13 protein-coding genes are annotated in these 13,352 nt (G+C 71.5%); all 13 read left to right on the top strand.

The window, feature by feature from the left end; translation table 11 throughout:
• Window positions 1-149: 149 nt before the first annotated feature.
• The 13 genes from AB0K51_RS02025 to AB0K51_RS01965 all read left to right on the top strand — a co-directional run bounded on the left by AB0K51_RS02025 (window position 150) and on the right by AB0K51_RS01965 (window position 13,323).
• A complete protein-coding gene (locus AB0K51_RS02025) occupies window positions 150-1,292 on the top strand; it encodes a C40 family peptidase (protein ID WP_363449463.1) in 1,143 nt (380 codons plus the stop codon).
• Between the two features lie 98 nt (window positions 1,293-1,390).
• Window positions 1,391-1,699 carry a DUF6112 family protein gene (locus tag AB0K51_RS02020; RefSeq protein ID WP_153463742.1) on the top strand — a complete coding sequence of 103 codons (309 nt, stop codon included), beginning with the start codon at window positions 1,391-1,393 and terminating at the stop codon, window positions 1,697-1,699.
• Window positions 1,699-2,409: a hypothetical protein gene (locus AB0K51_RS02015; protein WP_363449460.1), complete on the top strand. Its 711-nt coding sequence runs from the start codon at window positions 1,699-1,701 to the stop codon at window positions 2,407-2,409. Before AB0K51_RS02020 ends, AB0K51_RS02015 begins: the two co-directional genes overlap by 1 nt.
• A 27-nt stretch (window positions 2,410-2,436) precedes the next feature.
• Window positions 2,437-3,858 carry an ATP-binding protein gene (locus tag AB0K51_RS02010; protein ID WP_363449458.1) on the top strand — a complete coding sequence of 474 codons (1,422 nt, stop codon included), beginning with the start codon at window positions 2,437-2,439 and terminating at the stop codon, window positions 3,856-3,858.
• A gap of 141 nt (window positions 3,859-3,999) precedes the next feature.
• Window positions 4,000-5,457, top strand: coding sequence for an SCO6880 family protein (locus tag AB0K51_RS02005; protein ID WP_363449456.1), 1,458 nt, complete (start codon window positions 4,000-4,002; stop codon window positions 5,455-5,457).
• 35 nt (window positions 5,458-5,492) lie between these two features.
• A complete protein-coding gene (locus AB0K51_RS02000; RefSeq protein ID WP_363449453.1) occupies window positions 5,493-5,945 on the top strand; it encodes a DUF6238 family protein in 453 nt (150 codons plus the stop codon).
• Between the two features lie 32 nt (window positions 5,946-5,977).
• Window positions 5,978-7,477 carry an ATP-binding protein gene (locus AB0K51_RS01995; protein ID WP_363449451.1) on the top strand — a complete coding sequence of 500 codons (1,500 nt, stop codon included), beginning with the start codon at window positions 5,978-5,980 and terminating at the stop codon, window positions 7,475-7,477.
• Window positions 7,478-7,671: 194 nt separating this feature from the next.
• The gene (locus AB0K51_RS01990) at window positions 7,672-8,781 is read left to right on the top strand and encodes a hypothetical protein (RefSeq protein WP_363449449.1); all 1,110 of its coding nucleotides are present in this window, start codon (window positions 7,672-7,674) and stop codon (window positions 8,779-8,781) included.
• A 98-nt stretch (window positions 8,782-8,879) separates the two neighbouring features.
• Window positions 8,880-9,293 carry a hypothetical protein gene (locus AB0K51_RS01985; protein WP_363449447.1) on the top strand — a complete coding sequence of 138 codons (414 nt, stop codon included), beginning with the start codon at window positions 8,880-8,882 and terminating at the stop codon, window positions 9,291-9,293.
• 17 nt (window positions 9,294-9,310) lie between these two features.
• A complete protein-coding gene (locus AB0K51_RS01980) occupies window positions 9,311-9,715 on the top strand; it encodes a hypothetical protein (protein WP_363449445.1) in 405 nt (134 codons plus the stop codon).
• A 27-nt stretch (window positions 9,716-9,742) separates the two neighbouring features.
• The gene (locus AB0K51_RS01975) at window positions 9,743-10,240 is read left to right on the top strand and encodes a hypothetical protein (RefSeq protein ID WP_363449443.1); all 498 of its coding nucleotides are present in this window, start codon (window positions 9,743-9,745) and stop codon (window positions 10,238-10,240) included.
• A 375-nt stretch (window positions 10,241-10,615) separates the two neighbouring features.
• A complete protein-coding gene (locus AB0K51_RS01970) occupies window positions 10,616-12,403 on the top strand; it encodes a TraM recognition domain-containing protein (protein ID WP_363449817.1) in 1,788 nt (595 codons plus the stop codon).
• Window positions 12,400-13,323: a hypothetical protein gene (locus tag AB0K51_RS01965; RefSeq protein WP_363449441.1), complete on the top strand. Its 924-nt coding sequence runs from the start codon at window positions 12,400-12,402 to the stop codon at window positions 13,321-13,323. Before AB0K51_RS01970 ends, AB0K51_RS01965 begins: the two co-directional genes overlap by 4 nt.
• Window positions 13,324-13,352: the final 29 nt, after the last annotated feature.

The following is a 13,352-nucleotide window of genomic DNA, read 5'->3' as shown; positions in this document are numbered from 1 at the left end:
GTGCCGGCGGCTTTGCACGAGAAGCCGGCACCGCGCTCCTACCACCAGCGAGGAGCCGCTGCGATGCAGCATGCCCTGATACACCCGCCGCCGTGCCCGACCCTTCGTCCGGTCAAGGCCGTTCACGCCGGCGACTGTTGGCGGCGGCGATGAAGAAGACCGCCGGAGCCATTGTCGGTCTTGCCGCTGCCGGCCCGCTGCTGCTGGCCGTTCCGATCCTCGTCGCGGCAGCCGGATCCGCCGCCGCCGCCACGTCCTGCTCCAATAGCGGTGCACAGGCTGTGGATACCTCGGCGGTGGCCGCCCAGGTGAAGGCGATTCTGGACGGCAGCGACAAGACCACCGTTGCCGTGCCGGGGCTGGACAACCCGGCCGAGCAGGTGCCCAACGCCAAGACGATCCAGGCCACCGGCGTCGCGATGCACATTCCGGTCCGGGGGCAGATCGTGGCGCTGGCGACCACGATGCAGGAGAGCGGCCTGCGGAACCTCACCTACGGGGACCGCGACAGTCTGGGCTTGTTCCAGCAGCGGCCTTCCCAGGGCTGGGGCACCGCGGAGCAGATCCTCGACCCGGTGCACGCGAGCACCGAGTTCTACTCGGCACTCCAGCAGGTGTCGGGCTGGGAGTCGATGACGGTTACCCAGGCCGCCCAGGCGGTGCAGGGTTCGGGCTATCCGGACGCCTACGCCAAGTGGGAGCCGCTGGCCACCGCCCTGCAGAAGTCGATCGAGCCGCTGCTCGCCAAGACCGGCGCCACGCCGAGTCCCAGTCCCGGCGGTGGAGGTAGTCCGCCGCTGGCCCCAAGCGGCGGCGGCTGTACGAGCGGTGGGGACGGTTCCGGCTTCGGCGCCATCCCACCGGGCACCCTGCCGGCCGGGTACGCCATCCCGGCCGATGCCCCGCCGCAGGTGCGCACCGCGATCCGCTGGGCGCTCGGCCAGCTGGGGACGCCGTATCAGTGGGGCGGTGACTGCAACGATCCGCACGGGCCCGACCCGATGGGGCGGTGCGACTGCTCCTCGTTGATGCAGGCGTCGTACAAGGCCGCCGGGGTCACGCTGACCCGGACGACGTACACGCAGGTCACCGAGGGTCAGCCGGTGTCGGTCGACTCCCTCAAGCCCGGCGACTTGCTGTTCATCGAGGGCACCGCCGAACACCCCGAGCACGTGGGCATGTTCATCGGCTCGGGCCTTGTGGTTCAGGCCCCGCACACGGGCGACGTGGTCAAGATCTCGACCCTCGCCGATTGGAAGCCGCAGGTTCTCGCGGCCCGCCGAGTCGTCTGACCGGCGCTTTTCTCCCCTCCCCCCTTTCTCGCTCCGCCGCACTGTCCCCTTCCCCGATTCCGGGCTGCTGCGCGCAATGAATCGAACTGGAGTTCGCAATGTTCCTCGCCGACAAGGCCATCCAGCTCGCCTACGACCCGGGCATCCAGCCGAACGAGGGCGGCCTCCCCGGTCTCGCGGTCCTCAAGCAGGTGATGGGCTCGATCAACCTGTTCGGCATCATCGCCGTCGTGGGCGCGCTCGCGGTGAGCGCCGGCGTCTGGGCCTGGGGCCACCACTCGGGCGGTCACCAGGCCGAGGCCAACGGCAAGAAGGGCGTCCTCGTCAGTGCCGGCGCGGCCCTGCTGCTCGGCGCCGCGAACGGCGTCGTGGCCTTCTTCTCGACGCTCGGTGGCCAGGTCCACTGATGCAGAAGCGTTCCTTTGCCGCTGACCGTAGCGGCAACCCCGGCGGCGCATCTCGCGTGCGCCGCCGGGCGCTGCTCGGCACCGCTGCACTGGCGGCGCTCGTCGCCCTCGCTGGCCTGCTCGCCTACCTCACCCGAGACGGAAGGACCCCCGCCAAGGTTCCGCCCAGTTCGGTGAGTTCCGCGCCCGCTTCCTCATCGGCCCAGCCGTCCGCCCCGGCGGCTTCGTCCTCGCCCGGTGGCCGCGCGGCCCTGCCGGTTCCGCCCGCCACCCACGATCCGATCGCCTTCGGCAAGGCGGCGGCTTCGGCGCTGTGGTCGTACGAAACCCGCTCCTACTCTCAGCCCGAGCTGCTGGCCGCGCTGCACAAGTGGATGTCGCCAGAGGCCAAGTACGCGGACACCGCATCAGTGGACGCCCTGGTCCCCTCACCCGTGCTATGGGGCCGGATGGCCGACAACGGCCAGTACGCGACCGCAACCGCGAACGAGGCGCACTTCCCGGCCTCCTTCACCCAGGTCCTGCAGTCCGACCCGGGGGCGATCACGCAGGCGTACGTCTACGCCGTCACCGTCTCGGGTCGGCAGTCGATCGGCTGGAACGGCTCGCCCGCAGGCGGCGCCGAGGCCCGCTCGACCACGCTCGCCGTGCAGTGCCGCCCGTCCCAGAACTGCGCTCTCGCCGGCGTCTTCCCGACCGTCGCCCCCTGACCACCGCTCCCGAAAGGAGGTACCCCCATGGGTGTCTGTGACATCCCCCTGATGAGCCAGGTCTGCGACGTGGTCGACGGCATCAACTTCGTCTCCGACCCCGGCAAGTCGATCACCGACGGCATCGGCGCGTGGATCGCCAAGTCCGCGGGTGAGCTTGCCTCCAGCGCGGCCGACCTCGCCGCCGAGGCCGTCAACGCCACCACCGGCATCGACCTCAATGCCCCCTGGTTCCGCGACAACTACGCTCTGCTGCTGCCCATCGGGCTGTCGATCATCGTCGGTACGTTCTGCATCCAGCTGATGTTCGCCGCCTGGCGCCGGGACGAGCGCGCCCTCGCCCAGGCCGCCATCGGGACCATGACCGGCGTCCTGTTCTCGTTCTGCGCGATCTCGTTCACCAGCGTGGCGATCACCGTAGTGGATGCCCTGAGCGACGGCCTGTTCCAAGCAGCCAACACGTCCGTGGACGACGCGATCCGCCGCGTCGTCAAGGTGAACGAACTCGGCGCGATGTACGGACTCGGCTGGGGTGTACCGGCGTTGGTCGCCCTGGGCTGTGCGATCGGCGCCTTCCTCTACTGGTGCACGATGGTGGCCCGCAAGGTCGGCGTCCTGATCCTGGTCGCCCTCGCAGTCTTCGCGGGAAGCGGCGGCGGCTGGGAGGTCGCCAAGCGCTGGCGGCGCGGCTGGATCGAGGCCACCGCCACGCTGGTGGTCAGCAAGCTGCTGATGACGGTGGTGTTCCTGATCGGCGTCTCCGCGATGGGCAAGTCGGATGCCAAGGACGGCATGTCGGCCCTCTCGGACGCGATGGCGGGCATCGTCGTGATGGTCCTCGTCCTCCTCTGCCCGTACGCGACGTACAAGTTCGTGCATTGGGCGACGGACAACGGCGGACACGACGACCTGCACCGCTCCGGCGTCGCCGGGATGGCGGTCGCCGCAGGCGCAGCCAAGACCGCGGCGAGCCTGGTGATGCAGGTGGGCACCGGCACGCCTGCACCGCAGGGCCCTGCCCAGGTTGCTGGCATGGGCCAGGATGGTGTCGCCTCCGGGATCGACCCATCTGGGCGGTTCAGCAAGGAAGGCATCGATGCCGGGCCGCCGAGCATGCCCACCAAGTTCCGCTTCGGCGAGGACCCGTCAGCCCCTGGCGACCGGGGCCGTGCACTCGTCCAGCGTCCGGGCATCCCCGCACTCATCACCCGGGCACCCGCCGCTGGTGGCGATGCCGGCTCGGAATCGGGTGAGGCCACGGCATCAGGCGGCTCCGCCGGCCAGAGCGCACCGGTCAGCCGGCGTTCGGATGCCACCGCCCGCGTTCCGGGCTCCTCAGGTTCCGCACCGAGCGGACCTGCGGTTCCGCCGGTCGGCGGGCCGTCGCCGCAGGGCTCGCCGGCCCCGCAGCGCTGGGTTTTCCCCCAGCAGCCGCCCTCCGGGTCCTGACCGCCCACCTCCTCGGGGCGGGCTGCTGACCGCACGGCCACAGCCCGCCCCTCCTACCCCGAACTGGAGTTCCGCCATGGCTTCCAGAAGAGCGCCGCGCCCGCCGCCCCCATCCGCCCGCTCGCACCTCCTGGATCCCCGATGTCTGATACCTCCCCGGCCACCGTGAAGTTCCCGCACCGCTCCAAGCGCGGCGTCCTGCTCGGCCTGACCGCCGCTCAGCTGATCGTCGCCTCCCTCGCCGGTCTTCTCCTGCTCGTTGTCGTCCTCACGCGCGGCGTGGTCGGCGCACTCGAACTCATCCCGTTCTGGGCCGCCGTCGCCCTGTTCGTCCTCGTTCGCCACCGTGGCCGCTCCCTGGCCGACTGGGCGCCCATCGTCACCCGTTACGCGCTGCGACGGATGCGCGGCCAGCTGATCTGGCTCGCCCGACCCTCCCGGCGGCCCGTGCGCGAGGGCCTGCTGCACCTGCCCGGCACCGCCGCCAGCCTTCGGGTCGTCACCGCACCCGACCGCCGGTACGGCGCGGTCCACGACCCGCGCGCCGGAACTCTGACCGCAATCGTCAAGGTCAGCAGCCGCGCCTACGCACTTCTCGACCCCGCCGCGCAGAACGCCAACGTCAGCGGGTGGGGCCGGGCACTGGCGGCGCTCGCCCGCACCGGGCACATCGCCCGTATCCAGGTGATCGAGCGCACGATGCCGGCCTCGGGCGATGCGCTTCGGCGCTACTGGGAGAAGACGGGCAACCCCGACGCGCCGGTCGCGGGTGAGATCTACGGCGACCTAGTCAAGAACGCCGGACCGGCCGCCGCACCGCACGAGGCATACGTCGCCATCTCGCTGGACTTCAAGGCAGCCCGGCGGCTGATCAACCAGGCCGGCGGCGGCCTGGCCGGGGGATTCTCGGTGCTGGCCCAGCTGACCGCCACCTTCGACCAGGCCGCCCGCACCGCTGGTCTCAATCCGGCAGGCTGGCTGTCCGCCACCGAGATCGCCGCCGTGGTGCGGACCGCGTACGACCCCAAGTCCCTGACCGGGCTGGATCGCTGGTCCTCCTCCGGCCACCCGGAGGCCGCCCCTGCCGCCGCCGGCCCCGTGGTTGTGATCGAGAAGGCCGGCCACATCGCCACCGACTCCGCCGTCCACGCCACCTACTGGGTCGAGAACTGGCCCCGCACCGAAACCAGCCCCGGGTTCCTGCACCAGCTGCTCTTCAGCGGCGGGGTCCAGCGCACCCTGTCCCTGGCGTACGAGCCCAAGGGCCTGGACGCGGCGATGCGCGACGTCCAGCGCAAGAAGGCCAGCATCATCGCGGACTCGGCCGAGCGCGCCCGCCGGGGCCAGGTCGACAGCGAAGCCGACACGGTCGAGTACCAGGACGTCAAGCAGCGCGAACGCCAGCTCATCGCCGGCCACGCCGATGTCGCCCTGACCGGCCTGCTGACGGTGAGCGCCGATACCGAGGACGAACTGCGCTCGGCCTGCGCCGTCGTGGAGACCGCCGCCGTCGCCGCCCAGCTCGACCTGCGCCCGCTCACCTGGCAGCAGGCCGAGGCGTTCACCGCCGCCGCGCTCCCCCTCGCGCTCGCCGCCTGAACCACCACCCCTACCCCCTTGGAAAGAGCACCGCCATGCCCCGCACCACCACTCCCCTCGCGGAGGACTTCCTTCCCTTCGCGACCGCGGCGGTCGACTTCCACCGCACGCTCAATATCCCCGCAGGCCCCCTCGTCACCTCACGCACCGAGCTGGACAGCCTGCACGCCCACCTCGTCTCCCTCCACGCCCTGCTCGACGCCCACGCCAGCCGCACCGGAGCGCTCGTGTCGATCGAGGGCGAGCAGCTGCGGGCCGCCCGCACCCGGATCTGGCAGGCGGCCGACCACGTGCACGCCGCCTACCACGCCTCCCCCCGGCCCGGCACCGGCGAGGTGCCCGACCGCGAGGCGTGCCAGGTCGGCCTTCCCGAAGGCGCGCCCGAGCTGACGATCTGCCAGCGCCACCAGCGCACCGCGCACCTCGTGCGTCGGCAGACCACCCCGGCCGACCTGCACGCCCCGTTCACCGGCCTCGTCCGCCGCTAACCCTCTCCCGCCACCCACCGGAGCCCATCGCCATGTCCAAGACCCGCGCCAGTGCCAGCCCCTTGTTCGTTCCCCGCAAGTCCTCCCGTACCGAACTTCGTTCCGCCCGCCGCGACTTCGACCGGGCCCGCCGCAAGGCCCGCCTCGCCGAGGCTCCGCCCGAGCGGGGGGAGGAGGGGCTCGATCCGGAGCTTCGGGCGACCTATCCGCCGTCAGGACGACCGGGCCCTGCCTCCGCCCGCGGCGGGAAGGTCCGCCTGCCCGCCCACCGGATGACCACCGCCGTGGCGAGCGGGGCCTATCCGTTCCTGGCGGAGGGAGGCCTGGGCTCGGAGGGGATCTTCATCGGCCGGGACGTCCATTCGGAAGGCTCGTTCTGCTACGACCCGTTCAGCCTTTACAACAGTGGCAAGGTCGAGGGCTTCACGAACCCCAACGCCGTGCTGGCCGGGATCATCGGCATGGGCAAGTCCGCGTTGGCCAAGTCCATAGCGACCCGGGCCATCGCGCACAACTACCGCGTGTACGTGCCATCCGACCCGAAGGGTGAGTGGACCGCGGTCGCCCAGGCCCTCGGCGGGCAGACCATCGCGCTGGGGCCCGGGTTGAAGGGCAGGCTCAACCCGCTCGACGCCCCGGCGCGGCCGGACGGCATGAACGAGGAGGACTGGGCGGGCGAGGTCCGCAAGCGCCGCCTCATGCTGCTGGCCGGCCTCGCCCGCACGGTTCTGGGGCGCGACTTGCTGCCGATGGAGCACACCGCCCTGGACCTCTCGCTGGACCTGGTGGTCGCCGACGCCCAGGCGCGCGGCACGGTGCCGCTGCTCGGCGAGGTCGCGCACACCCTCGGGTCACCCGAGCGCCTCGATGCCGCGCTCGGCGAGCAGGGCGGGCGGATGGGCCCGGCAGCCGAGGACCTCGCCCACGCCCTGCGGCGCCTGGTCCACGGTGACCTGTCCGGGATGTTCGACGCCCCGAGCACCTTCGTCTTCGACGCGAGCGTCCCGATGCTGACGATCGACCTCTCACGCCTAGGCGGCAGCGGCGACGACGCCGCGCTCGTCCTCGCGATGACGTGCGCGAGTGCCTGGATGGAGTCCGCGCTGGCCGACCCACAGGGCGGTCGGAGGTGGGTGATCTACGACGAGGCATGGCGGGTTATGCGCCATGTCGGCCTGCTGGAGCGGATGCAGAGCCAGTGGAAACTCTCGCGCGGGCTGGGCATCGCCAACCTCATGGTGATCCACCGGCTGTCCGACCTGCTGTCCGCCGGTGATGCCGGCTCGCGCGGCCGGGTGCTGGCCGAGGGCCTGCTCGCCGACTGCAGCACGCGCATCATCTACCGCCAGGAGAGCGACCAACTCGCCACCGCCGCCTCCCTACTGGGGCTGACCGGCGTCGAGACCCAAGCCGTCGCCGCGCTCACGCGGGGACGCGGCCTATGGAAGGTCGCCGGGCGGAGCTTCATCACCCAGCACATCCTCCATCCCGCCGAGAAGGCGCTCTTCGATACCGACGCCCGCATGCACTGAAACCCCCGTGAGTTCACGAAAGCTGAAGGGCCCGGCTGTCCGTCAGATTCGCCGCCTCCCGGCGCGCCGCACTCTGACCAGCCCCTCTACCACCAGCCCCCGGCCGCGCCAAGCCGCCAACTGCCCGCATCCTCGAACCGCCCTGGCCGCCCGGGGCTCGCTGGCACCGGCCCACTCGCTCCAGGAGAAGAACCATGCAACCCGACCAGGTGACCGTCGTGTTCACCGACACCAGCACGGGCGTCAGCGCCCAAATCCTCGGGCCCACCGCACCCGAGCGCGACACCTCTGCTCCCGCACGGCGCTACGCGCACATCACCGGCCCGCTCGCCCAGCGCGGGCTCGACACCGGGGTCGATTTCGGGGCGTACGACTACATCGTCGTCGCGGAGCTGCCCGACGAGACCTGGCTGACGATCTCGCCCCCGCCGGAGAGCGGCTCCGCGCACGCTCCCGGATTCCCGGACGAGTGGCTGGTGACCCGCACCCACCCGGACGACCCCGAGCTCTTCGAACTCGTCTACGACAGCAGGCCGGACGGGCCGCACGCCCGCAACAGGGGAAGTGTCCCCGCGCTACTGACCGCCATCGACGAGCACCTGGACCGCCTCGGCGTACCGTCCCGCCAGCAGGTCCAGGCTCTCCACGCAGGGGCCGAGTCCGCCCTCCACCGCGCCGGGTTCGTCCCCGTCGTCCGCGTGCACGAGACCTACCACCGGCTGCCCGCCGCCGTGGTCGAGCCCACGGAGCGCCGGGCCGCCGTGACGCGGGCCGTCGACTTCCTACAAGCCGACGGGTACGGCTTCGCCGGCCCAGCGGACCTGCTCGACCCCGGTCTCCCGCTGGCACTGCCCCCGTCGCGGTCGCTGGCCCAGGTCACCGAGGCCATCTCCCAGGCCAGCCACACCCGCGAGGTCGTCGACGCGCTGAGCGAGCTGACCGCACCGGGCGACGGCGTCCTCGACCAGGCCGTCAGTGCCCTCCACGAGACGGCCTCCTGGTGGGAGGGCCTGGGCGGCGCGGCCGATCCGCACTACGCCGCGCGCCTGCGCTACATCGCGACCATGGCCGATGGCTACGTGCGGGAGGTCCGGGCAATGCGCGGCGACCTCGCCGACCGCCACACAGCCCACCCCGGCCGCGCCCGGCCCGCTCCGCAGCTCGCGGCAAGCAGCGTCGATGCCCGGGTCGTCGCCGCGCTCGCGACCTCGCCCACCTCCGGCCGTACCCTCACCGGCCACCCGGCCGAAGCCGTTCTCGCCGCACCGGCCGCAGCCGTCCGCCCGGCCGGCCTGCGCCGCTGAACCACCGTCCAGGAAGGACCCCGCCATGCCCCGGCCGAACAGATTGCACCCCGCCCACCGCATTCCCGCCCGTTCGTGCCCCGAAGCGGAGTTCCACCGTGTCTGTCCCCGATCCCACTCAGCTGCCCGAGGTCGCCATCGGGCACCACCCCGACCACGGCATCGTCGCCGCTCTCCCCACCCAGTCGCCCGCTGCCCAGTGGATGCTGGAGCGCCTCGACTTCCAGCGCGTCCCCGGCCACCCGAGCCTGTACGCGCTCACCGACCAGCAGCGCGAGGCCTTCGAGCGCACTGCCTGGGCCATCAAGCTCCTCACCGGCGCCGGCTACCGGGTCGACACCGATATGTCCCTGGCCCCCGAGAGCCCGAGCGAGCAGGCACAGGCGCATCCGCGACTGGACGCCGCCGGTCCGAGCCTCCAAGCCGCGGAGCCGGATCCCGATCCAGGCGTGCAGCCCCAACACGCCGACCCGGATTTCGCGTTCGCCGAGCACCCAGGCTCGGCGTCGTAGCCGCCACCGCCTCCACCGTGAACGCGGTGGAGCGCGGCGGGCCGATCCTCGAAACGCACGGTTGGCGATTCGACTACGACCTGGACGTCTACACCCTGCCCGCCGCCACCAGCCGCAGTGAGGCCCTCGGCAAGCTCGCCCGAGCCACAGCGGCGATGCACAGGAAGGGTGACCTGCAGGTAGCCGTCCAGCCCCCGCTCGCCGTGGCCGCCATTCGGAGCGCGCCAGCTCCGGCAGCAGCAGTCCGCCACGAGAGCGGCCGGGGCTTCACCACCCACCGGTTCCCGCTCACCGCCGCCGCGCTCGCCGCGAGCCCTGCCCGCACCGGTCTGCCTGGGAAGGGGCCGGTCGCCGAGCCCAGCTCCCCCGCGTCCGCCTCGCGTCCCGTAGACCCGCGCATCGCTTTCTCCCGCAACCGTTGACCCCAACTCCCGTAAGGAGCAGTTCCCATGGCCGTGAAGAAGATCTGGACGATCACCCACTCCTGCGGGCACGAAGCCGAACGCGACCTCTCTGCCCGACCGGCCGACCGCCGCGCCGGTTACGCCGCGTGGCTCGCCAAGCAGGAGTGCACCGACTGTTGGCGGGCCGCCAAGGAAGGCGACGAGCAATACAAGGCCGCCTGGCTGGAGGCCAAGCGTGCGGAAGAGCAGGCCGCGTCCGAAGCCTGGTCCGAGCAGTACCGCATGCCGCCGCTGGACGGCACCGAGCGTGCCGTCGCCTGGGGCGTGCGCTGCCGGCACCAGATCCTGTCCGCCGCCTACGCCGCACTCGTCCTCGAAGGCGAAACGAGCGAGGCCGAGTGGGAGGGGATCGAGGACTCTGCCCGCACCATCACCCGCGCCGGCTGGTGGATCGACCAGCGCGCCTCCGAGCCCGGCGACCTGACCGAGCTGCTGGACGCGGCAACCGAGCGGGACCGACCCGTCGAGAACCCCCACTTCTGACCGATCTGGTGCCCCGCCCCGGCGGGGCACCAGCCCCTGCCACCAGCTGAGACGACCGAAGCGGAAGCGCCCTGACCGCCGACGGCTTCAACAACGAGCAGGCCGCTCGCCAGCGCGCCGCCCGCTCACTCTCGCCTCGCACAGGCGCCCAGGCCACCGGTGCCACCACCAGCTCTCAGCCTCCGCCCAGCGCCGCACCCGGCCGCCCCCTCGGACCCGCTGACGCCTCTGCTGCCGCCCGGCGAACGGACCGGCGCCATCAGGCTGGTAGGCCCAACTCACCTCACGCACAAGCAAAGGATCTTCCGCATGACCTCCAGAAGAGCACCGCGCGCCCCGCCTCCCTTCCCGTCCTCTCACCTCCCTGGACCTTCCATGCCTGCCCCTCGTTCCAGCGCGCCCTCGACCACAACCGGGACCGACGCGCTCCTCTACCTCCTCTTCGGCCTCGTCGGCGCCGCCCTCGCCTTCGGATCGCTCGCCTACCTGACGGGCAACCTCACCAACGCCCTCGTCGGAAGCGGCCCGTGGTCGGCGTTCAAGCCGACCGACGCGCTGCTGCACCCGCAGGCGCTGTGGCCACACCTGAGTCCCACCGCTGTGCCGATCGGTGCGCGGATCGTGCCCGGCGTGCTCACCGTGGCCCTGCTGACGGCCAGCCTGATCGTCTGGATGCGGATTCGCGGCGGTGCGAAGAACGGGCTTGCCCGCAAGGCCGACCTCGCTCCGCTGCTGGACAAGGAGATCACCGCCAAGGCGAAGAGTCTGCGGCCGAGCCTGTCCGACCTGAAGCCGAAGGAGATCGCGCCGGCCGAGCGGGGCATCCTCGTCGGCACCCTCTCGCCCGGTCGCGCGGAAGTCCGCGGCTCCTGGGAGGACGTGTTCGTCGCGATCATGGCCCCGCGAAGCGGCAAGACGTCGGGGCTCGCGATTCCCGCGATTCTCTCTGCCCCCGGGCCCGTGCTGCTGACGAGTAACAAGGCGGCCAACGACGCCTTCACCGCGACGGTCGACGCTCGTGCGAAGGTCGGCACGATCTGGACGCTCGATCCGCAGCAGATCGCCCACCGCCCGCGCGAGATGTGGTGGGACATTCTGGCCGATGCCCGCGATCTCGCCGGTGCCAAGCGGCTGGCCGGGCACTTCGTCGCCGCGAGCGTGGACGAGTCCAACGGCGGTGACTTCTGGAGCACTGCCGCGAGCAACACCCTCGGCGCGCTTTTCCTGGCCGCCGCCTCGTCTCGGCGCCCGATCACCGACGTGCTCGCCTGGCTGGCCTCCCCGGCGGACCGGACCCCGGTGGACCTGCTGACCGATGCCGGCCACCACGCGGTCGCCGCCCAGCTCCAGGGCACCGTGTCCGGCGCGACGGAAACCCGTGACGGCATCTACGAGACCGCGCGGCAGTACGCGAGTTGCTTGCTGGATCCGGAGATCGCCGCCTGGGTCACGCCCACCCAGGGCCTGCCCGAGTTCAAGCCCGCCGACTTCGCGACCTCCCGCGACACCCTGTACCTGCTCAGCAAGGACGGCGGAGGAAACGCCGGGGCGATCATCGCGGCTGCGGCCGACGCGGTGATGCGTGCGGCGGTGATCGTGGCCGAGTGCTCCGGCGGGCGGCTCGACCCGCCCGCGCTGTGCGTCCTCGACGAGGCCGCCAACGTCTGCCGGATCAGCGATCTCCCTGACCTGTACTCGCACTTGGGAAGTCGGGGTGTCATCCCGATGACGATCCTGCAGTCCTACCGGCAGGGCCAGAAGTGCTGGGGCGAGGCCGGCATGGACTCGCTGTGGAGCGCCGCGACCGTCAAGATCATCGGCAGTGGTATCGACGACAGCGACTTCGCGGACCGTCTGTCCCGCCTGATCGGCGACCACGACGTGCAGACCACCTCCGTCTCCACCAGCGATGGCGGCAAGTCCACCTCCGTGTCGATGCGCACCGAGCGGATCCTGCCCCCGGACGCCATCCGCGCGCTACCCAAGGGCAAGGCGCTCCTGTTCGCCACCGGCATCCGAGCGGCGATGCTCGAGCTTCGGCCCTGGTACAAGGAGCCCTCTGCGAAGGAGATCGGCCCGGCTTCCGCTCGCGCAACGAAGGCGATCACCGAGCGAGCCATCGCCAAGACCGTCAGCCGCGACGACTTCGGGCTGTCGGCATGAGCGCCCCGCAGCTTCGCTCGCTGTCGCTCGGCGCGGGGGTTCAGTCGACCTGTCTTCTGCTGCTGGCCGCCGAAGGCCATCTCCCCGGCCTGGATGTGGCGATCTTCGCAGACACGGGCTGGGAGCCTCGCTCCGTCTATGCCCACCTGGACCGGATCGAGCGGGAGATCGCCGAGCCCGCCGGCATCCCGGTCCTGCGGGTGTCCTCCGGCAACATCCGCGACGACGCCCTCGACCCGTCCAAGCGGTTCGCGTCGATGCCGCTGCACATCCTCAACCCCCAAGGGACCGAAGGGATGTCACGTAGGCAGTGCACGGGTCAGTACAAAATCCGCCCGATTAAGGAGCGGGTCCGCCAGTTGCTCGGCTACCCGTACCCGCAGCGGATTCCGGCCGGGATGTTCGCCGAGCAGTGGATCGGCATCTCGGTGGATGAGGTCCACCGGGCCAAGGACGCGGACGTCGCCTACATGAAGAACCGGTTCCCCCTTCTTGAGCTGGGCTTCTCCCGCGCCGACTGCCTGCGGCTCCTGCGCTCGCGGGGCTTCGGCGAGACCCCGAAGAGTGCATGTCTCGGGTGCCCGTACCACGGCAACTCCCAGTGGCAGCAGCTGCGCGACGGCTCGCCCGAGGAGTGGCGCGACGTCGTCGAGTTCAACTCCGCGATCAGGTCGGGCAACGCCAGGGCGACCGCCGAGGGCACTCCGCTGCTCGGCCAGGCGTACCTGCACCGCTCGCGCCGCCCGCTCGACCAGGCGCCGATCGACCGGGTCACGGCCCATGAGTGGTCCGGCCGTCAAGGCGACATCTTCGATGCCATCGCGGACGCCGAGCTGGAGAACGGTGACGCGGACGGCTGCTCGCCCTGGTCGTGCCGGTCCGGCGCCCCGGTGACCGCCTGTTTCGATCTCACGGCGTGAACCCCCCCTCCCGTTCCTCTTCCTTCAGG

It is taken from the genome of Kitasatospora sp. NPDC049285 (assembly GCF_040678815.1).
Taxonomy (GTDB): Bacteria; Actinomycetota; Actinomycetes; order Streptomycetales; family Streptomycetaceae; genus Kitasatospora.
The sequence above is the reverse complement of the archived record's forward strand: the minus strand, read 5'-3'. Positions and strand labels throughout refer to the sequence as shown.